Source organism: Psychrobacter sp. UBA6291 (genome assembly GCF_002439405.1).
GTDB classification, from domain to species: domain Bacteria; phylum Pseudomonadota; class Gammaproteobacteria; order Pseudomonadales; family Moraxellaceae; genus Psychrobacter; species Psychrobacter faecalis.
In genome coordinates this window covers 1-21,477 of sequence record NZ_DJUD01000055.1, presented here as the reverse complement: position 1 = coordinate 21,477, position 21,477 = coordinate 1, and the positions used below count along the sequence as shown (strand labels likewise).

Annotated in this window: 19 protein-coding genes and 1 tRNA gene; 7 read left to right on the top strand and 13 right to left on the bottom strand. The window is 43.4% G+C overall.

Annotated elements, in window-relative coordinates:
• Positions 1-152 precede the first annotated feature (152 nt).
• On the top strand, positions 153-2,459 hold the full coding sequence (locus tag B3R91_RS09405; protein ID WP_286797382.1) for a nitric-oxide reductase large subunit: 2,307 nt from the start codon (positions 153-155) through the stop codon (positions 2,457-2,459).
• Positions 2,460-2,524: 65 nt separating this feature from the next.
• Here B3R91_RS09405 and B3R91_RS09400 read toward each other — a convergent pair whose 3' ends face one another.
• Both B3R91_RS09400 and B3R91_RS09395 read right to left on the bottom strand, forming a co-directional pair.
• Positions 2,525-3,991, bottom strand: a complete 1,467-nt coding sequence (locus tag B3R91_RS09400; RefSeq protein ID WP_200662914.1) for an ATP-binding protein — start codon at positions 3,989-3,991, stop codon at positions 2,525-2,527.
• Between the two features lies 1 nt (position 3,992).
• Positions 3,993-4,712 (bottom strand): heavy metal response regulator transcription factor, encoded by a 720-nt coding sequence (locus tag B3R91_RS09395; RefSeq protein ID WP_200662907.1) that lies wholly within the window; start codon positions 4,710-4,712, stop codon positions 3,993-3,995.
• Between the two features lie 385 nt (positions 4,713-5,097).
• On the opposite strand from B3R91_RS09395, the gene B3R91_RS09390 reads away from it, so the two are divergent.
• Both B3R91_RS09390 and copM read left to right on the top strand, forming a co-directional pair.
• Positions 5,098-5,565 (top strand): DUF305 domain-containing protein, encoded by a 468-nt coding sequence (locus B3R91_RS09390; RefSeq protein WP_227671111.1) that lies wholly within the window; start codon positions 5,098-5,100, stop codon positions 5,563-5,565.
• Between the two features lie 238 nt (positions 5,566-5,803).
• Positions 5,804-6,559, top strand: coding sequence for a CopM family metallochaperone (gene copM, locus B3R91_RS09385; RefSeq protein WP_286797379.1), 756 nt, complete (start codon positions 5,804-5,806; stop codon positions 6,557-6,559).
• A gap of 133 nt (positions 6,560-6,692) precedes the next feature.
• On the opposite strand, the gene B3R91_RS09380 is transcribed toward copM, so the two are convergent.
• Positions 6,693-7,208, bottom strand: coding sequence for a hypothetical protein (locus tag B3R91_RS09380; protein ID WP_286797377.1), 516 nt, complete (start codon positions 7,206-7,208; stop codon positions 6,693-6,695).
• A gap of 389 nt (positions 7,209-7,597) precedes the next feature.
• Between B3R91_RS09380 and recJ the strand changes: the two genes are divergently transcribed.
• The gene (gene recJ / locus B3R91_RS09375; protein WP_286797376.1) at positions 7,598-9,457 is read left to right on the top strand and encodes a single-stranded-DNA-specific exonuclease RecJ; all 1,860 of its coding nucleotides are present in this window, start codon (positions 7,598-7,600) and stop codon (positions 9,455-9,457) included.
• Between the two features lie 21 nt (positions 9,458-9,478).
• Here the strand turns inward: recJ and B3R91_RS09370 are convergent, their stop codons facing one another.
• The 9 genes from B3R91_RS09370 to B3R91_RS09330 form a co-directional block, all read right to left on the bottom strand.
• A complete protein-coding gene (locus tag B3R91_RS09370; RefSeq protein WP_144297167.1) occupies positions 9,479-10,141 on the bottom strand; it encodes a trimeric intracellular cation channel family protein in 663 nt (220 codons plus the stop codon).
• A gap of 90 nt (positions 10,142-10,231) precedes the next feature.
• Complete coding sequence (locus B3R91_RS09365) at positions 10,232-10,867, bottom strand: trimeric intracellular cation channel family protein (protein ID WP_286797375.1); 636 nt, start codon at positions 10,865-10,867, stop codon at positions 10,232-10,234.
• 14 nt (positions 10,868-10,881) lie between these two features.
• A complete protein-coding gene (locus tag B3R91_RS09360) occupies positions 10,882-12,060 on the bottom strand; it encodes a multidrug resistance efflux transporter family protein (RefSeq protein WP_286797374.1) in 1,179 nt (392 codons plus the stop codon).
• A 219-nt stretch (positions 12,061-12,279) separates the two neighbouring features.
• A complete protein-coding gene (queE, locus tag B3R91_RS09355) occupies positions 12,280-13,020 on the bottom strand; it encodes a 7-carboxy-7-deazaguanine synthase QueE (RefSeq protein ID WP_286797373.1) in 741 nt (246 codons plus the stop codon).
• A 246-nt stretch (positions 13,021-13,266) separates the two neighbouring features.
• Positions 13,267-14,088, bottom strand: a complete 822-nt coding sequence (dapD, locus tag B3R91_RS09350) for a 2,3,4,5-tetrahydropyridine-2,6-dicarboxylate N-succinyltransferase (RefSeq protein WP_286797372.1) — start codon at positions 14,086-14,088, stop codon at positions 13,267-13,269.
• Positions 14,089-14,177: 89 nt separating this feature from the next.
• Entirely contained in the window at positions 14,178-15,116 is a 939-nt protein-coding gene (locus B3R91_RS09345; protein ID WP_286797371.1) for an alpha/beta hydrolase, read from the bottom strand.
• Between the two features lie 111 nt (positions 15,117-15,227).
• Entirely contained in the window at positions 15,228-15,677 is a 450-nt protein-coding gene (locus tag B3R91_RS09340; protein WP_286797370.1) for an amidohydrolase family protein, read from the bottom strand.
• 1 nt (position 15,678) lies between these two features.
• Positions 15,679-16,809, bottom strand: coding sequence for an amidohydrolase (locus B3R91_RS09335; RefSeq protein ID WP_286797369.1), 1,131 nt, complete (start codon positions 16,807-16,809; stop codon positions 15,679-15,681).
• A gap of 551 nt (positions 16,810-17,360) precedes the next feature.
• Positions 17,361-17,436 (bottom strand) — tRNA-Asn (locus B3R91_RS09330).
• A 329-nt stretch (positions 17,437-17,765) separates the two neighbouring features.
• On the opposite strand from B3R91_RS09330, the gene B3R91_RS09325 reads away from it, so the two are divergent.
• The 3 genes from B3R91_RS09325 (at position 17,766) to B3R91_RS09315 (ending at position 20,455) form a co-directional block, all read left to right on the top strand.
• Positions 17,766-18,374 carry an acyl-CoA thioesterase gene (locus B3R91_RS09325; RefSeq protein ID WP_144297161.1) on the top strand — a complete coding sequence of 203 codons (609 nt, stop codon included), beginning with the start codon at positions 17,766-17,768 and terminating at the stop codon, positions 18,372-18,374.
• Positions 18,375-18,558: 184 nt separating this feature from the next.
• Positions 18,559-19,713 (top strand): cation diffusion facilitator family transporter, encoded by a 1,155-nt coding sequence (locus tag B3R91_RS09320; protein WP_286797368.1) that lies wholly within the window; start codon positions 18,559-18,561, stop codon positions 19,711-19,713.
• Between the two features lie 52 nt (positions 19,714-19,765).
• Positions 19,766-20,455, top strand: a complete 690-nt coding sequence (locus tag B3R91_RS09315; RefSeq protein ID WP_286797367.1) for a DUF2059 domain-containing protein — start codon at positions 19,766-19,768, stop codon at positions 20,453-20,455.
• A gap of 255 nt (positions 20,456-20,710) precedes the next feature.
• Here B3R91_RS09315 and dps read toward each other — a convergent pair whose 3' ends face one another.
• On the bottom strand, positions 20,711-21,196 hold the full coding sequence (gene dps, locus B3R91_RS09310; RefSeq protein ID WP_068406213.1) for a DNA starvation/stationary phase protection protein Dps: 486 nt from the start codon (positions 21,194-21,196) through the stop codon (positions 20,711-20,713).
• Positions 21,197-21,477 lie beyond the last annotated feature (281 nt).

The window sequence follows — 21,477 nt, the reverse complement described above, 5'->3', positions numbered from 1 at the left end:
GCAGCAGGCTTAATATTCACCAGATGATTGATAGATTTATCGTAACAGGCAGCGGTATTAATCATTTATGGAATTATAATTGCGCTTATAAAAATTCATTTAAAATGAATGTTAAGCGTTCAGTTTATCTATCTAGCCAGTAGGAGCAAGATATGGGCGAATATAAAAAGTATTGGTGGGGCTTAATCGCCGTCCTCGTCATTACCTTTACCTTTTTAGGTTGGGGCGGCGTGGAAGTCTATCGCACCGCACCTCCTATCCCTGATCAGTATATTGATAGCAGCGGAAAGGTATTAATCACAGAAGAAGATATTTTAGATGGTCAATCTGCTTGGCAGCGCACGGGTGGTCAGCAGCTTGGCTCGATACTTGGACATGGTGCCTATCAAGCGCCTGACTGGACAGCAGATTGGTTACACAGAGAGCTTGTGGCATGGTTAGATATACGTGCGCAAGAGTTATATGGGCATGATTTTGCCGCGGCAACAGACGATCAAAAAGCGGTACTTAGCGCGCAACTGAAAAAAGAATATCGTGGCAGCAATACCAATGCTAACAATCAAGTGGTACTGTCAGATACGCGTATCGCCGCTATTAATGAAGTCGCGCCTTACTATATCGGTCTCTACGGTAATGAGCCTTCATTGCAAAAGTCGCGTGAAAATTTTGCCATGAAAAACAATACTTTGGCAGATATTGAAGACAGACAAAAACTCACCAACTTTTTCTTTTGGACCACTTGGGTTGCGTCTACCAACCGTCCGGGTACTGATGCGACATATACCAATAACTGGCCGCATGAGCCTTTAATTGATAACGTCCCAACCTCTGAAAATATCATGTGGTCTATCGCCAGTGTGGTGTTCTTAATCGCTGGGGTTGGTTTTCTTATTTGGGGCTGGTCGTTCTTACGTAAAGAAGAAGACGTCAAAGAAGCAACGGCAAGTTCTGATCCATTAACCAAAGTGGCGTTAACACCGTCACAAAAAGCCTTGGCAAAATACGGTGTACTAGTCGTTGCTCTATTCGTATTTCAGGTATTTATTGGTGGCTTTGTCGCGCACTATACCGTTGAAGGGCAAGAGTTTTATGGTATCGCCGTATCCGATTACTTCCCGTACTCCTTAGTACGTACGTGGCATATTCAGGCAGCACTATTTTGGATTGCTACTGCTTTCTTGATGGCAGGCTTGTACTTAACGCCACTTATCAATGGCGGTAAAGACCCCAAATACCAAAAATTGGGCGTAGACATCCTTTGGGTGGCATTAATACTCGTGGTTGTAGGCTCTTTTGTTAGTCAGTACTTTGCGATTGCCGGTATTATGCCTGCAAAATACAACTTCTGGTTTGGTCATCAAGGCTATGAATTCATTGACCTTGGTCGCTTCTGGCAGATTTTAAAATGGGTTGGTATCTTATTCTGGTTGGTATTGATGACCCGTGGCTGTTTACCGGCGCTTAGAAGAAAAGAGGGCGGTGATAAAAATTTATTGGCTATCTTCTTTGCATCGGTCGTTTGCGTCGGTTTATTCTACGGTGCAGGCTTGTTCTACGGCGAGCGTACCCACTTAACCATCATGGAATACTGGCGCTGGTGGGTGGTACATTTATGGGTAGAAGGCTTCTTTGAAGTATTCGCCACCGTCTCACTCGCATTCATTTTCTACAACTTAGGCTTGGTCAACAAAAAAATCGCCACCGGTTCTGCCATCGCTTCAGCAGCCCTATTCATGCTTGGCGGTGTCCCAGGTACGTTCCACCATTTATATTTCTCTGGTACAACCACACCAGTCATGGCAATCGGCGCGTCATTTAGTGCTTTAGAAGTGGTACCTTTAGTGGTGCTAGGCTATGAAGGTTATGAGCATTGGTCTATGCAGCGTCAAGCGCCATGGATGAATAAGCTTAAATGGCCTATCATGTGTTTCGTTGCGGTCGCGTTCTGGAATATGTTGGGTGCAGGGGTGTTCGGCTTTATGATTAACCCACCAGTCTCATTGTTCTATTTACAAGGGTTAAATACTACCGCCACTCACTCACATGCTGCACTGTTTGGGGTCTATGGCTTCTTAGCAATCGGCTTTGTATTACTGGTCATGCGCTATATCCGTCCTGATTATGTGTTTAGTGAAAACCTTATCAAAACTGGTTTTTGGGCACTAAATGCAGGCTTGGTATTGATGATTGTCACTAGCTTATTACCGATTGGTATTTTCCAAGCGCACGCGTCAATGACCGAAGGTCTATGGTACGCACGTAGTGAAGGCTTCTTACAACAAGATTTCTTAGTCACGCTGCGCTGGATTCGTACCTTTGCTGACGTGATCTTTATTACTGGTGCGGTTTGTGTGGCACTGCAGGTCGTCAAGTTTGCTTTTGCCAAACCCTCACATGCAAACTATCAACCTGATAGCCCTGTAAATTCAGATAACTTACCAACCAACACCGTAAATTAAAAGGTAAAAATAGTAAAATTAATTAAAAGCAAAAGAAGCTCTGCAATGGCAGGGCTTTTTTGTGGCTAAGCAAGAAGGAGTTTGATACTGACCTCAAAGTAATAGCCGTCTTTTACCGTAATAGCTATTTTACCATTGTGGGCATTGACAATCGCATGCACAATTGACAAACCTAAGCCCGACCCTGCATGCATTGATAGAGTTTTATGATGGCGATAAAAACGCTCTGATAATTTATCCACCTCTGCTTGCGTCATCGGGGCGGTTAGACGGTTAGTAAAGGAGATTTGCAGGTATGAGGCTAGCATGCCTGATGAAGATAAAACCTGCCTATTTTCTGCAACCTTATCCGTAACAATTTTGCCATTAATATGAATAATACTATCACTGGCGGCATAATAAACGGCATTGGCAATTAAGTTAGCAAACAACCTTTGCAATAGGCTTGCATCGCCAAGTATGGTTTTAAAGTCACCTGTTTTTTTAAAGGTGATAGCGCGGTCTTCGGCTATCCATTCATAATACTCCATCATCTTAGTCAGCAGTAAATCGCTATCTACGCGGTTAAACTGCGAATGAATCAAGCCTTTTTGCGTTTTTGCCAGTAGCAGCATGTTGTTAATGAGGCTCGATAGTTGCGCTAAGGTGTCATGCTGATGATGCAGCTGCTCGATATACTCATTGCTGGCTCGCGGTTTGCTGAGCATGACTTGGGTTTGGGTGCTGAGGGTGGCAAGCGGCGTGCGCAGCTCGTGGGCGATATCGTCTGAGAAGCGCGACAACGTTTCAAAGTTATGCGCGAGCTTAACCATCATTGCATTATAGGATTCTGCAAGCGCTCGCAATTCACTGGGCATATCCGCTATCACAATCCTATCGTCGAGCTGGTCGGCATTGATACGGCTCATTTTTTGCCGAATGGTCGCAAGCGGTGCAAAGCCTAAATGCACACTAAAAGCGGCGATAGAGACTAAAAGAAAGGTAATGGCGATTAAGATAACAATCAGCTGACGGTTAAATTGCGCCAAATACTGATGATGAACATCGACGGGTAGGGCGATGAGTGCTAAGCGGCTGGCGTGCTGAATGACAATAGCGCGATAATGGCGGTCGTTAATTTTTAGATCGAACGGCTGTTCGTGATGTTTTTGCCACAACGCTTTGACCGCGCCATGATGACTCGACTGATTGATAAAACCAGTTGGCACACTGATAAGCACTTGCCCGTTATTATCGGTAATCACGGTTTTGACTTCATAGTCGATACTAGCGTTCTGTAAAGCGAGCGTCTGCTGAGAAAGTGGCTTTTTCTTAGTGTTACTCGTGTCAACTATGCTATTGCTATCCATATACTGGCGTAAATTAAACGCCGCATGGGTTAAAATCTCCGCATCCATTTGCTCAAAATGCTCATTAACCGAGCGCTGTATCCAGACATACAGAAATATCTGAGTGACGATGACGCACAAGCTTAACAGCAGAATAGTGCGCCACAATAAAGATAAGCGACCATCCGTCGCAATCGGCGTCATATTATTCAATAACCGCAGTGATAACAGCGCTGTCATTGGCATCATCATCTATATCTAGCCGATAACCCATGCCGCGCACCGTATGAATCAGTTTGGTATCGAAATCGTCATCGATTTTAATCCGCAAACGCCGTATCGCCACATCAATCACATTGGTGTCGCTATCAAAATTAATATCCCAGACTTGCGAGGCAATCACAGAGCGTGGTAGCACCTCACCTTGGCGCTCAAGAAAAAATTGTAGTAGCGCAAATTCTTTAGCGGTTAGCTTAATAGGCTGCTCACCGCGCGTGACAGTACGTTTGGCAATATCCATTTTTAAATCGGCAATTTGTAGCACTGTATTGGCGTAATCGGTTTGATTGACGCGGCGCAATAGGTTTTTGATTCTGACCAATAATTCAGCAAAGGCAAAGGGCTTGGTCAGATAATCATCGCCGCCAATTTCTATGCCTTTTACGCGGTCGCTTAAATCATCTTTCGCGGTCAAAAACAGCACTGGCGTCAGCTTACCCGCCGCCCGATAATTGCGTACCAACTCAAAACCACTCACATCAGGCAACATCACATCCATGATGACCACATTAAAATCCTCAGTCATCAAGGCATGATAGCCGCCAAGTCCTGTCGTTTGGTGCTCAACGATAAAGCCCGCCTCACTCAAACCTTTTTTAATATAATCCCCAAGCGACAGCTCATCTTCGACCAATAGTATTTTCATAGCGTACTCATGCCCGTTATTTATAATTTTTATGCGATTGCATCATATACAAGTTGCAAACCTCCAATCATAGAGCAATGCCAGCGCTATTCCTATGCCAGACGGGCAAGATGACAAAATTGTCATCTTAGCGTCATCTCATTGTCAGGCTGATACTGCTATCATTTTTGGATAAAAACCAACAAGGTTAGTTTGCGCTTTATAAAGCCATGCGTGCAAACAAAGACAGTACAAACCGAGTATACGCGGATGTTGAGTCTGCTAAGCAGCAGTTATAAGCTCATAAATACAATAAAAAACCTTTTAGTAATCGGCTAGCCTTTAAATAGCCTAAGCAATATAAATTAATAAAAATAATATAAACAACGTCGCGGGAGACTACCTTATGCAGCATTCAGAAGAAGAAAAAATGAACCCGTATGTCAGGTTTTCATTGATGATTTTAACGTCGACCATTGTCATGTATATCATGATGTACTTTAATACTTATCAATGGGATCACGTTTATTTTAGCGAAACCAGAGCTTATATGGCGCTGTATATGGGCGCCGCTATGTCGGTCATCATGTTGGCATTTATGAGCCATATGTACAAAAAAACCAAAGTCAATCTTATGATTTATGGGCTGAGCATCGTAATGTTTGCCGTTGGTCTTTGGGGCGTCAGATCCCAAGCGACTGTTGATCAAGTTGACTGGATGCAGGCGATGATACCGCACCATTCGATTGCTATTTTGACCAGTACCCGCGCCGATATCGACGACCCGAGAGTGCGTAAGCTTGCTGATGATATCATCAAGGCGCAAGAGCGCGAAATTGGCGAAATGCAAGAGCTGATCGAAGAGCTTAAATAAATTAAAGAAGTGCTGTCGTTTAATCATTTAGTAAATTGATCGCTCAAAAAACCTAAGAATTGAACGCCCTAGAACTTAAAAAGCCCAGAAATTGAACAAGCATGTTAAAAAATTAACTAATATTTTAATAAATGCTCGTAGTTAAATGGCTGTATTTAACGCAGTCATTTAGCTATTTTTTTCGGCAAATTTTCCTTAATTTGCCATTTTTATGCTTTATTTAAACAAAGGATACACTATGAAAATTATTAACCATTCACGCCTAGCATTGCTTAGTGCTAGTATCAGTGCTGCCTTGCTCATCAGCGCCTGTCAGCCTGCAAATGAAGAGGCTGCTAATGAAAACGCTGCACCTGCTACAGAGCAAGCAGTCGTCACTGATACGACAACCAACACAGCGACCAGCCCGCACGCCAATCATGATATGGCAGCGATGAGCACAGATACTGAGCACATGTCGGTGACGCACAAAGCGTACAATGACTCGATGGTAAAAATGCACGATGCGATGATGATTGGGATGAATTACAACGATCCCGATGCCGCGTTTGCGCAAGGGATGCTCGGTCATCATGTCGGTGCGGTTGAAATGGCGGAGATTCAGCTAAAATATGGTACGGATAAAGAGATGCGTCAACTGGCGCAAGAAATCATCGACGCCCAGCAATCTGAGATTGAGCAAATGCAAAACTGGCTGGCCAGTCATCCTGACGCAGCTGAAGCCACGCCTGATACCAAGGCCATGCAGCAAGCCTACGCTGATGGGATGGACGCTATGCACGATGAGATGATGGCGGGTATCGCGGACCCTAAACCTGATATGGCCTTTGCGCGTGGTATGTTACCGCATCATAAGGGTGCCGTTGATATGGCGGAAGTAGAACTAAAATATGGCAAAGATGCCGAAATGCGTGAGCTGGCGCAAGCGGTTATCGACGCGCAGCAGGCTGAAATTGAGCAAATGCAAAATTGGATCGCCAAAAATGGCGGCTAGTATTTTTATATAAAATACTAGGTTTGTTAAGTATGAAAAGTCTGTTCCTTAGATTAAAAAACCCAGCTAAGAATCTTAGCTGGGTTTTTTTTGAATGACAATTTCTTAAACTTTAAACAATGATGGCATGCTGTTAGACATTTTTACCATGTTGCTTTTGCTGAATGTCTTTTGCCAAGTTATAGCATTCATTGATATGGTCGGTGGCGATTTTTTTAAAAATCATATAGCCCATGGTTGCGGCGACCATTTGTCCACCTAAAGGAATGAACTTAGTCACTTGTTTGGCAGCGATACGACCACCGAAACCTTGGACGGTCTTTTTCACGATACCACGTGTCGCCATTAAACCTGCAAAATCAACCGTACGGTCTTTTAGCGCTTGCCAATGGATGGCGCGTGATTCTAAATCGATGGCAGACTGGCGGCCTTCAATCAGTCCAAAACGCTCACTGATTTCAGGTAGCAGGACGGTCAGCATGCTGGCATCAACTGCCACGTCAAAAAATGGAATAGGTACAATAGCGACACCAGCAGAAAGCTTGGCGCGTTTTTTGACCAATTTTTCGCAGTCTTTTTTGACTTTATCTAGATCTAAATTAGGGTCGATGGTATTAGGCAGTTTTTCAGCGGTTGGGGTGGTTTTCATAACGCGTCCTTAAAATGTTTAAAAAATAGAAAGTAATTAATATAACAAAAGCAAACATGGCAAAAATGATGAGTATCTTATAATTTTCCAATAAGTCATCTTCTAATAACTCATCTTGAATATTTACCATTTTATGGCTTTATAAGCCCCATACAATCATTGCTTTGTAGCAAAATGCAGAAAATTGCAGGCTCTCTGCACCGTTTTTGTAAATAAAGGGCAGGTTGGCAAGCAAGCGTTTAAACATTCGCCATATATAGCCTTTATTTTTCCTACATGATATGTGATATAAATTACGCCATAAGGCATAATTGGGCAATCGCCAAATCTAGACGATAGTGCTAAAAATTCCCATTGTGGCTATGTGCCAAAGCCAGTAGAATAGCACCATGCTAAATTTAACCCCCCGTTATACCTGCACTCGCATCGACGAGTTGCCCGCCGCGTTGCAACCACTTGCCGCCCAATCCTTTACCCTTGCTAGGCTTTATGCCGGTCGCGGTATCACTGCGCCTGATGAGTTAGAGACTGGCTTATCTGGTTTATTACCTGCTGAAATGCTGCATGGCGTCACCGAAGCGGTGCGTTTGTTAGATGTGGCCATCGACGAAGGTCAGCGTATCTTAATCGTCGGTGATTTTGATTGTGATGGGGCAACCAGTACCGCATTGATGATCCGCGCGCTGACAAAGATGGGCGCAGTCGTTGATTTTTTAGTACCTGACCGTTTTAAATATGGTTATGGTCTGACGCCAGAGATTGTCGAATTAGGTATCCAGACTTATAAGCCCGACATGATTGTGACGGTCGATAATGGTATCTCAAGCCATGACGGCGTGGCGCGGGCGCAGGCTGATGGCATCACTGTCATTATTACTGATCATCATCTGACTACTAAAGAAACGCCGCCTGCCGAAGCGGTGGTCAATCCCAATCAGCTTGATTGCAACTTTAGTAGTAAAGCCTTGGTTGGCGTCGGCGTGGCGTTTTATGTGCTCGGACGCTTGGCGAAACTGCGCCGCGAAGCAGGCAAGTCTAGCGTGCAAGTCAGCCAATATTTAGATTTGGTCGCGCTTGGGACGATTGCCGATGTGGGTGTACTTGATAAAAACAATCGTATTTTAGTGCATCACGGTCTAAACGCCATTCGCCAAGGTCGCTGCTCGCTTGGGATATTGGCACTGCTTGAACAAGCAGGTCGCGACCCAAAACAATTACAGGCGCAAGATTTTGGTTTTGTTTTAGGTCCGCGTATCAATGCTGCGGGGCGCATGGATAATATGCGCATCGGTATCGAATGCTTATTGACCGATGACTGGAGTACCGCCCAGCGTTTGGCGCAAGAGCTTGAGCAGCTTAATCGTACGCGCCGTCATGTCGAAGGTGAGATGCGCGCGCAAGCAGATAGCATTGTGCAAGCGTTAGCTGCTACTGATTCTAATGCTAATGTTAATGTTAATACTGCTGATGTTAATAATAGGGCTGACGAGAGCGATGAAACTCTTATCCAGCCTAAAACTGAAAAGTCGGCTATTGATAATCAAAACCGCAGCATCATTTTATATCAAGACGATTGGCATCAAGGGGTTATCGGTATCGTCGCTGGTCGTTTAAAAGAAAGCCACTATCTGCCCAGTATCGTTTTTGCGCCAGCCGATACAGAACGCACGGGTGACGACGATGCCATCAAAGGCTCGGCGCGCTCTATCGCAGGCGTGCATATTCGTGATGCGATTGAGCAAGTGGCCGAACGTTACCCTGATTTAATCAGCCACTTTGGTGGTCATGCTATGGCGGCAGGTTTAACCATTAAACGGCGTCATTTCGATGGCTTCGTAACCGCGTTTAACGAAGTGATGGCGCAGATGGATGAGGAAGTCTTTGCCGAGCAGAAATTTACCGATGGACCATTGCAAGCGGCTGACTTTAGCTTGTGGTTTGCAGAGCATTTAGCCAACGCCAGTATATGGGGCCATGGCTTTGCACCGCCGATATTTGACGGCGTATTTGAGGTATTGAGCTTTAAGATATTAAAAGACAAACATCTTAAGTTGTCGCTACGTTATCCTGAGGTGCAATATCCGATTGAGGCTATCCAATTCAATTTTGATAGTAGTGCTTGGGATTACCGCGCCGAAAAAGTGCATGTATTATTTCAGCTAGACATTAACGAGTGGAACGGCAAACAAAGCTTGCAGTTGATGGTCAAAGATTTGGCGCTGGTAAAAGAAACAGTAGAGGAAAGCTAGCAGTTGCTAGGCTTGAATACTTTAATATTTCCATTCAATGGTTGGAAATTGCCAGTCATAACGAATGGCAAGCATCCGCAAAGTAAAAATCGTCGCCATTGCTGAGATATCGGCAATCCAAGCGCTTACGCCAAGATTGTGCAGGGCAAAATAAAGAATGCCGCCCGTTAAAGACGCACTAATATAAATCTCTTGCTGTAGCACCAACGGAATCTCATTACAAATCATATCACGGATGATACCGCCGACAATAATCGTAATCACCCCGAGTAATAATGCCACTGGCACATTGGCACCCATACTATCAGCAACCTTGATACCGATTAAGGTAAAAGCTGATAGGCCAATAGTGTCGGAGAGCTTGAGGAATTTATCAACGCGCCTAGAGTTGGGATGAAAGAATATTTGCATCACTAACGACGAAACAGTAATAAGCGTCAAATAACTCATATCCACCATCCAAAACAGTGGATGACGATCCAAAATGACATCGCGCACCGTACCGCCGCCGATGGCAGTCACAATCGATACCAATAAGCAGCCAAAGACATCAAAGTTCTTGTGCTTGGCCAATATCGTTCCCGAAATACTACAAGCGACAATCCCAATCATATCAAACAGATAAATGAGTGAACGCGGGTCAAAAGTAGTCATCAATTCAGAATCTAAAGCGATGGTGAGCATGCATTTTTCTCATTAAATCCCTTATATTAAAACATCAATATCAAAGCACTGGTATTTTTTGCCCATGAGGTTAAGCGGTAAAACGAAGAGTTAATCGACCAAACGAATAGAGGGCAGGTGCCAATCGAATTTAAGCGCCAGCATACGCACGGCAAAGATGATAAATAACATCATAAATTCATTGGCAACCGCATCAACGCCCCAGTAATCAAGCGCCAAATAGCTCAAGGATCCTGCAATACTAGCGGTGATATAAATCTCACGCTGTAGCAGCAGTGGTATTTCATTACAGATAATATCACGCAATAAACCACCGATAATCGCCGTCCAAACTCCCATCATAACCGCAATAACCGGCGATATATCTTGCGCCAACGCCACTTTAAAACCAATGACACTAAAAGCCGCTAGACCAATCGCGTCAAAGAATTTGAGGGCTTTATCAATCTTATGATACAGATGAAAGAAAATTTGTAGAATAAGCGAGGTAATAGTAATGACAATGACATAGTTGAGGTCAGTCATCCAAAATAGCGGATGACGATCGAGCGCCATATCGCGCAATGTACCACCGCCAATGGCATTGACCATAGAAACCAAAATACAGCCCGCAATATCAAAGCCTTTATGCTGCGCCAGCAAAGTGCCGGCAATGGCACAAGCAATGACGCCTACCATATCTAATAAATACAGTAGAATATCGGGGAAAATAAAGTGATTTATCATGACTTATTTTAGCCTCAACCGTCTTTTGCAAATAAAATCAGTCCTAGAATAATTAGCCCAATACCGACCAATCCCATTGCTGATGGTATGGCATTATCCAACAATAGTATACCACCAATCAAAGCAAAGATTACCTCGCTGGCTTGGGTGGAGTCAACGCCTGCGACTTCGCTTGACGTCACCGCTTGCTCACGCGCATAAAAAAATATGCTTGTCGCCGCTACTCCAGCCAGTAATGCTACTAGCAAGGTATTAAATAACTGGGTGGTTGCAGGTGGTTCAGGCTGGATAAAAGCGCCTAAAACCAGCCAAAATGGAAAGCTACCCAAGGTCATTAGCCAGACTTTATTAAAGGCATTTTGTAATAAGCTCGTCTCGATAACTGGAATACGAGCAATGAGGTTTTGTAAAGCAGAAGTTTGGTTAGCATTAATAGTGCTACTGGTATTTAAAGAAATACTGCTGTGTGCAGCGTTAGAGGCAGCAGCAGATAAGTCATAAGCTTCTGAGACAAGTGCTTGTTTACTATGCACGTGATGACTTTGTTCACTGTTGAGTTTCTTATCTTCTGTTACTTGTTGCGTTTTAGCCTTATCTTTATGGGGATGGTGTTTGCGCGAGTTGTGTGAGACTTGCCAGACCAGTTGATTGCCGATTGGGTAACTAAAAGCCGCGATTAGCGCAGGTAGGGCACCGTAAAGCAGCATTTCTGCCATCGGTGCGCTATCAATATCGGCGAGGGCAGAGGCGCGCAAACCTTCGCTGACGTTGACCAATACTACCCCGATAAACACCAAAAAGGCATAAATAATAAATTTCTTATCAAACCTTTGTCCGAATGCCAATAGTACGAACAAACTGGTTACGACGGTAAACATAAAGGTAGCAGCCACGACCCAGCCTGCCACGTGGTCGCCTGCATAGCAAATACCGGTATAAAATACCCCAAAGCCAATACTGCCGGTAAGACACCAAAAGCGCCAGTGCTGAAGAAAAATGCTCGCAAGTGCTTCAATACGCCTAAAGCCATGTTGCAGGATAATAACGGCGCTGATAATCAGCCACATAAAGACATAGCGTAGGCTCGCTGACCAAAACCAATGACCACCGGCATTACTCATCAGCTCATTTAAAATAAATGTCGAGCTAAAGAACGCCCCCGCCAATAAGCCCAGTAAAATCAGTTTAACCATGTATGCGTCCTTGCAGTCGGCAGGTTAGCTATAGTCAGAGCACTTTTAAACCGCTACGGTGTTACCCGCCCTAGATGTACTCAATATACTATCTGCGGTCGGTCGCCTTGTAGCGATTCTAAAATTCCTTGACCATATTTAGAGGATGTTTAGTTTGGAATTTTGGTTGCTTGTTTATTTGAACTATTGATTTGCCCAATTTGCGCAAAGCTCATTCCATTATTTACCTTTAGCATCGGCCCAAATAATCTTATGCAGTTGTAGTTGAAAACGTACAGGCAAGGCATCAGCCAGTATCCATTCAGCTAACTCACGCGCCAATACTGGCACATCGGGGCTGCTCAATGCTTCACTAGCAACGACTTCTTCTGCGACAGTAAACATTGGTGAAAACCAAACCGTACCGACCAATTTATCAAGTTGATGCTCAAACAGTGTTGCCTTTGCCCACTCATAATCATTGCGGTTCATAATGACAAATTTGATTTGGTCGTGCTGGGTGAGATAGTCGAGGTTTGACCAAAGGTTTTTATCGACTTCACCTGAGCTTGGCGTTTTCAGATCCATTACTTTGCTGACCGCAGGCGGTACATTTTTTACCGTCAGTGCGCCTGCGGTTTCAAGTGAAATCTCATAACCGTCATTTAACAGAAGCTGCATTAATTCAATGGCATTTGGCTGCGCTAATGGCTCGCCGCCCGTCAAGCAGATACGCTGACACGGATAGCTTTTGATGGTCGTGATAATGGCTTCTAGCGATTGCCGCTCACCGCCACTAAAAGCGTACTCGGTATCACAATACACGCAGCGCAACGGGCAGCCAGTCAGGCGCACAAATATCGTCGGCAAGCCTGAGGTCAGCGCTTCACCTTGCAAGGAATAAAAAATCTCGGTCAAACGTAACCCTGCTTCGGGATCAGTGACAGGAATTGCCGAGGTGCGTAAAGATAACTCACTCATAATATGTCAAATACAGATAAAGATTGATAATGCGGCACGCATTGACCAAATAAAAAAGGGTTTAGTAGTTTGTTTAGCGCTAATATTTCTAGCGCCCAAACGAGGCAAGGATTATAACGTAATGTCTTGTATTAAGTTAAACTTAAACTGATATTGAACATTAAAAAAGATGCTGAAATTGGGTTTCAACATCTTTTTGATTGCCTGATATCTAATATCTATGGAAGCTCTAGGAAAATTACATCACTAGGCCAAACGTAATAACTCATTGACCGAGGTTTTGGCTCGGGTTTGCGCATCGACTTTTTTCACGATAATGGCAGCATATAAGCTGTAAGTGCCGTCTTCTGATGGCAAGCTACCGGGTACAACGACCGAGCCTGCTGGTACACGGCCGCGATGAATCTCGCCCGTTTCACGGTCATAAATGCGCGTTGATTGCCCGATAAACACGCCCATAGAAATTACTGAGCCTTCTTCTACTATCACGCCTTCAACGATTTCAGAGCGCGCGCCGATAAAGCAATTGTCTTCGATAATCGTTGGACTGGCTTGCAGCGGCTCTAAGACACCGCCGATACCGACGCCGCCTGATAAATGCACATTTTTACCGATTTGGGCGCACGAACCAACCGTCGCCCACGTATCTACCATCGCGCCTTGGTCGACATAAGCGCCAATGTTGACGTACGATGGCATCAATACTGCTCCAGCTGCGATGTATGAGCCTTTACGAGCAACCGCTGGTGGTACCACGCGTACGCCAGCTGCTTTAAACTGCTCTTGAGTCCAGTCAGCAAACTTCGTCGGCACTTTGTCATAAAACTGCACGTGTTCGCCCGCCGCCTGCACATAGTTATCGTTTAAACGAAATGATAATAATACCGCTTTTTTAGCCCATTGATTGACCACCCATTCGCCATCTTTTTTCTCAGCAACACGCAAGCTACCGTTGTCTAATTGTTCAAGCACTTCATTGATAGCGTCGCGTATGTCTTGTGGCATGGTAGCTGGGCTATAATCGTTACGATTTTCAAAGGCTTGCTCGATGGTTTGTTGCAATGTCATAAATATTCCTAAAGTTGGTGAAGGGTAAAAAAGATAATAAAAGTGGTCGTTTAAATTAATCAAGCATGTTGTTACTAAGCATTTTGTTACTAGGCAGCAGTATTGCTATTTATCCAGTCTACAATATCTTGATAAACCTGCTGCTTATTTTGTTCATGAATCGGCTCATGGCGCATGTGCGGGTAGAGCTGTAGCGTGATATTGCTAAAGTTCTGTTTTTCTAAACGGCTGGCAATTTTGCGAATACCTTTGCCCATATCGCCGATCGGATCGTTCTCGCCACTGACCAGTAACATCGGAAAATCTTTGGCAATGGTCATTGCCCAGTTTTTATTAAGACCCGCTTCCATTAAGCTAAACAAGGTTAAAAATCCATTGTTGGTAAAATCAAAACCCGTCAATGGATCGGCTTCATAAGCTTCGATAGCTTGAGGGTCTTCATTAAGCCAAGCAAATTCTGAAGAAGAAATACGATTATCAAGTTTACTATTGAGTACCTTATTCATCACATTGGCGAAAACTGGGTTTGGCTTTTTGGGCGCTACTTTTGCCAGTACTTTATTAATGGGTAATAGCACTTTGGTCAATGGATTGGCATCAGCGGTACCCATTAAAATTGCACCAGTAAAGTTCTGGGCGTGATGTTTGAGAACATTGCGCACGATAAACGAGCCCATTGAATGACCCATAACGAAATGCGGCACATTAGGATGGCGCGCTTTCAAGCTGTCCGCCATGATAATAACGTCTTTTAATAACGATTGCACCGGATGTTCTTCAGCAAAAAAACCCAAATCATTGGCTGATTTGACCGTCTGCCCATGACCCAGCTGATCGTAAGTGGCGACCGCAATACCGTTATCTGCTAAAAACTGCGCAAGCTCTGCATAACGACCGCTGTGCTCGGCCATCCCATGCACAATCAATAGGGTAGCAGTAATCGGTGTGGTATTATCGCTTGGGACAAAAAAAGTATGGTGTAGATAATGGGTGTTGTCAGAGGAGGTGATTTGCTCGGTGTTACTCATAAACGAATCCTAATATTGATATAAAAGAGACAGAAAAAACTTTATAGTCAAGCTTATATGAATTTGACTATAAAGCATTAAATTTTTTCTTAGTATGCTGTCATTATAGTTTTACTTTATTGGGCGCTGATAGATTATTTTACCTTCTTTAATGGTAGTGACCACATGAATATCTTTAAGTTTATCTGCATTTACCGTTAACGGATTGGCATCTAATATAACCAAATCAGCGAGCTTACCTTTAGTTAAGGTACCCTTACTATTTTCCTCATAATACTCATAAGCGGCATTGGTCGTGATGGCTTTGAGCGCTTGATAAGGGGTTGCGCGTTCATTGACGCCGATAATCTTGCCTGAGCGCGAGGTGCGATTAACCGCTGACCAAACGGTAAATAACGGGTCGACAGGCGTCACGGTATCGTCAGAATGGTTGGTGTATTTTAACCCCATTTTATCCGCTGTCGCTATCGGACTTAAAAAATCAGCACGTTTTTTACCCAAATTTTGCACATGCACATCACCCCAAAAATAGGCATGATTGGTAAAAAATGACGGTAGCATCTTATATTTTTTTAAAGGCTTCTAGCTGATCGGGGCGCGCAAACTGAGCATGAATAGGCACCGTACGGCGATCTTTATCAGCGGCTTGCCCCGTCTTTTTGACAGCATATTCGTGGGCTTTAATAATCATATCTGTCGCGCCATCGCCATTATTATGGATAAACAACTGGTTATCGTGCTTATAAGCCTTGGCAAACATCTCATTGAGCGCATCTTGGCTGATACTCGGCAAGTCGCGACAGTCTTTTTTGCAGTCTGGCACTGGCGTCAAACAAGGTTGACTAAAACAAGCGGTCTTCCCTTGCGGCGAGCCATCGGCTATGATTTTAGTTCCTTGAACTTTAAAACCGTTTTGATAGGTCTTCCAAACAAAGTCTTTGTCCGCTAAGTTTTCATCTAAATCACTGCTACCTGCTAATGCAACTAAGTCAATTTTCAGCTTGCCAGCATCGGCTTGTTTTTGGAAAAACTGAATAGTATTACGAGCTGTTGAACCGTTGTGGGCGGTAGTCAGACCATTTTTGGCATAATAATCTTGGGTTTGCTCAAAAAACTTAGCTTGATTGGGCTCTAATACCTCTAGCATTCGCCGCATAAATGGGTACATAGCGGTTTCTTGGACAAGACCATTTGGTTCGCTAGAACCTTTAACCCGTGCAATATTACCACCTTCTGGGTTTTTAGTATCGGCGGTAATGTTCAGGGCTGCCAAGGCTTTGCTATTGGCGACACCCATATGACCGCTGGTATGTTGCAGATATACAGGGTTATTACGCAATACTTTATCGATATCTGCTTTGGTTGGATGACGACCTTCTTTTAATTGACTCTCATCATAACCCCAACCGTAGATCCATTCACCATCGGCGATGTTATTGTCTATTTTATGGTCTTTTAAGGCTTGTAGTAATTTATCCATACTATCTATCTTGCCAACTGGCGGCGGGTTTAAATTTGCCTGACCTATGGTGTTTGACACCATATCAAAATGACTGTGCGGATCGATAAAACCCGGTAGCAAGGTTTTGCTGTTTAAATTCACTTGCGCCGCATTTTTATATTTTGATTGCGCCGTATTTAAATCGCCAACATAAGCAATCTTGCCAGCCTGCGTGACTAAAGCTTCGACCATCTACGGTTGCTCACCTTCCATGGTAATAATATTACCATTGTAATAAACCGTTGTTGAATCGCTTGTTTATTCTGTATTTGGCTGTTTTGCGGTGGTTTGCAGGGCAGTACAACCAATCATACTCATTAGTCCAATACTCAGTAACGTCGGCTTAATAATACCTATAGTCATGGCGCTATCCCTAATAGTTTTTTATACTTTTTTTCACATAACTAAGAGCTTTATCCAAAGTAGCGATAAAGCTTTAAAGGGTCAATGTTATTTATGAATTTATCGTTGGTCAAAGATATAGCAGGCTTAATATAAAGACGATAAGTCAATAACTGAGGGCGATGATAAAAGCTAAGCTGACTTTATTTGTAGATTTTGTTTTGTGGATTAACCAAGCACTGCAAGACTGGTAATAGAAGAAGAAAAGAGAAAGGTTTTTGCGATTTATAGGCTTATGAAATAAAACACCAGCCATAAAAAAACCCCCATCAAAGTGATGAGGGTCTTGGCAAATGCCATAATCGAATCAAAAATGATTCAAAAGATTTACAACTAAAATATGGCTCTCCAACCTGGGCTCGAACCAGGGACACACGGATTAACAGTCCGTTGCTCTACCAACTGAGCTATTGGAGAATAAGCGGTAAGGGTTTTATGACTTACTGCGAGCTTAGAAAGTCTCTAATGAGTTCTTGCTAAGTGGGGCGTATTCTAGCAAAGATAAAAAATACGTCAAGCTTTTTTTTGCAGATTTTAGAAAGATTGCGTTTTCGCTTGGTAGATAAAAGCATTTACAAGGTTTTTCGCGCCAATACAGGGCTAAAGTAAGCATAAATAGCCCTAGCCATATAAATAAAAAATATCTCCTACACTCACTCTAACAGTCTTTATTTGCGATTTAGCAGAGGCTACTGTATAACGGATATTTAAAATAGACAGGTTTTACGATAACAGCAAGGAATATTATGTCGCAATATAACACCAGCTCTACTGCTAAAAGCGCCCCTTTAAATCATGAATTGTATATGTCGGTGCTGATGACGCCAGATATGGCCAATTTCATCGGCAACGTCCATGGGGGTGATTTGCTCAAGATGCTTGACCAAGTCGCTTATGCTTGCGCCAGTCGCTACAGTGGTAGCTATGTCGTGACGCTATCAGTCGATCAAGTGATGTTCCGCGAGCCTATCTATGTGGGCGAGTTGGTTACTTTTGCCGCTAGTATCAATTATGTCGGTAGAACGTCTATGGAAGTGGGGATTCGGGTTGAGGCGGAGGACGTTCGCGCCCGTACGATTCGTCATACCAATAGCTGCTATTTTACTATGGTGGCGATTGATGATAACGGTAAACCGACGCCTGTGCCTGCGCTTGAGATTAAAAATGCCATGCAGCAGTGCCGTTTTGACGCAGGCTTGGCGCGTAAAGAGCTACGCATGCAAAGCTCGCATCGCCCGAGCTGCGACATCAATCAAATGATTGGCGAAAGTCTGGGCGCTGATAAGATGACGGATAAAAGCGGCAACGACAATGATATGATTGGCGAGCTTGCTCAGCATAGCAATGCCAAATAAGGCGTATTTTACCTAGCAAAATCATCAATACTTAAACAAAGTCTCACGAAAACCTTACTGACCAGTAGCGGCTATTTGGTTAAATTTAATGATAAGTAAGGCAGTTAAAAATAGTTAGCGCTCATGGCTTAACTTTTTTGATGGCTGTTTTACTTCATTATATTAACCATTCATTGAGCCTCGCATGAGTTCAAAAAACACTGAATCCTCAGAAATTACTTCCAAAGATCAGCCAGCACCGCAAGCCGTTCGTACCCGCGGTGCTGGCAGTGCGCGTTCTATTGCCAATTTGACCAAAGATACTAGCAATCCTAAAGACGGTATCAATCCTAACCTCAATTTCACTAACGTCACGAGCCCCGAAAACATTCAGGAGGACAAGAAGCAGGAAGACGAAAAATCCTCGTCGCTGGTTACTGTGCTCATTGCCGTCGGAGCGAATGTTATTATTGCCATTGCCAAAACCGTTGCGGCATTTATGACTGGCTCTGCTTCTATGATTGCTGAATCAGCGCATTCGTGGGCAGATGCAGGTAATGGCACTCTACTCATCGTGGCGGAGAAAAAAGCGGTCAAACCTGCCGATAACAGTCACCCGTTAGGCTATGGTAAAGAGTCGTATGTGTGGTCGATGATTGCCGCTTTTGGCGTTTTTATGGCAGGCTCGATTGTTTCCATCTATACCGGTATCACCGAGTGGAATGCGCCTGAAACAGAAACCAATTACACCATTGGCTTTATTATTTTGGCAGTGGCCTTTGTGCTCGAAGGTTTTTCTCTAGTGCAGGCGTATTTACAAAGTAAAAAGCATGGTCAGGCTATCAATGTCAGTGCGTTAGGTTATGTGGTGAATACTTCAAACCCAACGTTGCGCGGGGTGTTTTTTGAGGATTTGGCAGCGGTCATAGGCTTGGTGGTCGCAGCAGCAGCGATGGGCATGCATGCCTATACGGGTGAGCCGTTCTGGGATGCCCTTGGTTCTATTATCGTTGGCATATTATTGGGTATGGTTGCCATCTTTTTAATCAATCGCAATCGTGATTTTTTGGTTGGCTATAAAGTCTCAGAAAAGACCCATTGCTATATCTTAACGGAACTATTGAACCATCCTGATATCGACAGCGTCTCTTATTTACACTTAGAGTGGGTCGGACCCAAAAAAATATTTATGGTGGCAGCGGTCGATATCGCCGGTAATCAACAAGAACAGCAAATCGCGCAAAAATTTGAAGATATTGAAAACCAATTCCGTGCCAATCCATTATTTCAAGAAGCGATTTTGACATTATCCGTTCCTAATGCCGAGATTTTACGCTTGCCAGATGATCAGTGTGCTTAATAAATCTTGCCAAATAATAAATAAACATCACCTATAATAATAAGAGTCTTATATGAAAAATTACCTAAAATCTTCCAAAAAAAATACCAGTCGGCATCCTACTAGTATGAATCCATTGCTTACTTTGGTGGTGACAACGCTGCTATCGGCACCTATCGTCAATGCCAATGCAGAACTGATTGTCCATAGTGAGCCTAATACAGGTCGTAAGGACACCAAGAATATTGCCAAGCAGCAAATGAACAAGCAAGCACCAACTGATGTGTCTATCATTAAACTGATGCAAGTCATGCATATCGACGCGCAGATTCAGTCTATCGTCAATGGTCAACAAGCGGCTATTGATGCCATTAATACGCAAACCAAAAACCATAATCAAAGTAGTAATCAGCGCGCCAGTGACCAACAGTTAAACAAGCGCCAACGCGAGCTACAAGAGCAAATTCAAAGCGTGTTAGGTCAATATGCCAAGATTATGACTGAGGGTATCGGCAATGCAGCCGACGCACAAACTTTGACGCAAGCTTATATCAGTGCCGCTAAGACTTACTATACGCAGGCTGAAGTCGATGCCCAAATTAAATTCTACGATACGGCGGTAGGGCAAAGTATCCTTGCCAAGCAGCCACAAATTACCGCGGCTTTTTTACAGCAATCCTTGCCTGAAGATACCAGCGAGACTGAAGCGCAATTAAGCGAGCTATTGCCGCAAATGAAGCAGATTATTAAAGGCGTATTTTAAAGTCATTATTTTTTAGTCTAATTCTAACCCGTTTTAATACCCGTCTTTAAAATCAATTTTTCTTGCTTGCTTGCTGTGCCTTCGCAGACAGAGTCTATAAAAAATTTATATCAGCCATACCGTCGCGTTTTTAGGATGTTTTGACTATAACAGCAATTTATAAATATAAGGTTTTAGAGATAAAAAAAGGTCACTATAAAAGTGACCTTTTTTTATACTTATCTGAATACCATTTATAGATTTATTCAGTCATTGTTATTTTTTCTTGGGGGCATTAGCACCGATGAACCAAGCATCTTTATCGACAATACGGCTTACTTCGGTCAATAAATCTGCCGTATCTTCATCGCCTGCGTCGCCCGCGGTATCAATACCTTCACGCAGTGAAGCGGCAATGGTTTTATAACGATTGGTAAGCTCGCGTACGTGCTCATCAACTTCTGTGATATCAGTTGGATAAGTCTCTAGGATAGAGTCTTCAACCACACGTTTAGAGATGCCATTGGCTTTACCACCAAGGATAACGATACGTTCGGCAACTGTATCAAATGCTTCAGTCAAACGCTCATAAGTCTCATCTAACAATTGATGCACGCCAATAAAGCCAGTACCTTGTAAGTTCCAATGGCACTGCTTGCTGTCCATACTTAGGTCAATCAGATTGGCTAAGTTAGCGTTTAACAATTCAACCATTTTTTCAGCGGTTTTATCATCAATACCACTTGCGTAACGTTCTCTCATAATTTACTCCATTATTTTAAGTTTTTATTAGTTATTGGATTAATTTTTAAGCGTGTTGTTGCTTGTATTTATCGCTTCTTAATACTGCTTGTTCATTAATTCAGTGCCCATAGTAGCAATTTATGAGCGCGATTGAACCCCTAGGTTTTAGACTTTATTAAGTGGTCGTGTAATGACTTTGTTAATCGTGAAAAGCTTTGTAAACTTAGCTGCCATTCTATGCCTTTCCTATAAATAATAGACGTTAAATAAATAGTATTGGTAATCCCCCCAATAAATAA

Excerpts from the sequence above, each read along its gene's own strand:
- dapD (WP_286797372.1), bottom strand. The coding sequence starts at position 14,088 with ATGACATTGCAACAAACCATCGAGCAAGCCTTTGAAAATCGTAACGAT.
- B3R91_RS09395 (WP_200662907.1), bottom strand. The coding sequence starts at position 4,712 with ATGAAAATACTATTGGTCGAAGATGAGCTGTCGCTTGGGGATTATATT.
- B3R91_RS09370 (WP_144297167.1), bottom strand. The coding sequence starts at position 10,141 with ATGCTCACCATCGCTTTAGATTCTGAATTGATGACTACTTTTGACCCG.
- B3R91_RS09400 (WP_200662914.1), bottom strand. The coding sequence starts at position 3,991 with ATGACGCCGATTGCGACGGATGGTCGCTTATCTTTATTGTGGCGCACT.
- B3R91_RS09325 (WP_144297161.1), top strand. The coding sequence starts at position 17,766 with ATGTCGCAATATAACACCAGCTCTACTGCTAAAAGCGCCCCTTTAAAT.
- B3R91_RS09320 (WP_286797368.1), top strand. The coding sequence starts at position 18,559 with ATGAGTTCAAAAAACACTGAATCCTCAGAAATTACTTCCAAAGATCAG.
- dps (WP_068406213.1), bottom strand. The coding sequence starts at position 21,196 with ATGAGAGAACGTTACGCAAGTGGTATTGATGATAAAACCGCTGAAAAA.
- B3R91_RS09340 (WP_286797370.1), bottom strand. The coding sequence starts at position 15,677 with ATGCTACCGTCATTTTTTACCAATCATGCCTATTTTTGGGGTGATGTG.
- B3R91_RS09380 (WP_286797377.1), bottom strand. The coding sequence starts at position 7,208 with ATGAAAACCACCCCAACCGCTGAAAAACTGCCTAATACCATCGACCCT.
- copM (WP_286797379.1), top strand. The coding sequence starts at position 5,804 with ATGAAAATTATTAACCATTCACGCCTAGCATTGCTTAGTGCTAGTATC.
- B3R91_RS09315 (WP_286797367.1), top strand. The coding sequence starts at position 19,766 with ATGAAAAATTACCTAAAATCTTCCAAAAAAAATACCAGTCGGCATCCT.
- B3R91_RS09335 (WP_286797369.1), bottom strand. The coding sequence starts at position 16,809 with ATGGTCGAAGCTTTAGTCACGCAGGCTGGCAAGATTGCTTATGTTGGC.
- B3R91_RS09345 (WP_286797371.1), bottom strand. The coding sequence starts at position 15,116 with ATGAGTAACACCGAGCAAATCACCTCCTCTGACAACACCCATTATCTA.
- recJ (WP_286797376.1), top strand. The coding sequence starts at position 7,598 with ATGCTAAATTTAACCCCCCGTTATACCTGCACTCGCATCGACGAGTTG.
- B3R91_RS09360 (WP_286797374.1), bottom strand. The coding sequence starts at position 12,060 with ATGGTTAAACTGATTTTACTGGGCTTATTGGCGGGGGCGTTCTTTAGC.
- B3R91_RS09390 (WP_227671111.1), top strand. The coding sequence starts at position 5,098 with ATGCAGCATTCAGAAGAAGAAAAAATGAACCCGTATGTCAGGTTTTCA.
- B3R91_RS09405 (WP_286797382.1), top strand. The coding sequence starts at position 153 with ATGGGCGAATATAAAAAGTATTGGTGGGGCTTAATCGCCGTCCTCGTC.
- queE (WP_286797373.1), bottom strand. The coding sequence starts at position 13,020 with ATGAGTGAGTTATCTTTACGCACCTCGGCAATTCCTGTCACTGATCCC.
- B3R91_RS09365 (WP_286797375.1), bottom strand. The coding sequence starts at position 10,867 with ATGATAAATCACTTTATTTTCCCCGATATTCTACTGTATTTATTAGAT.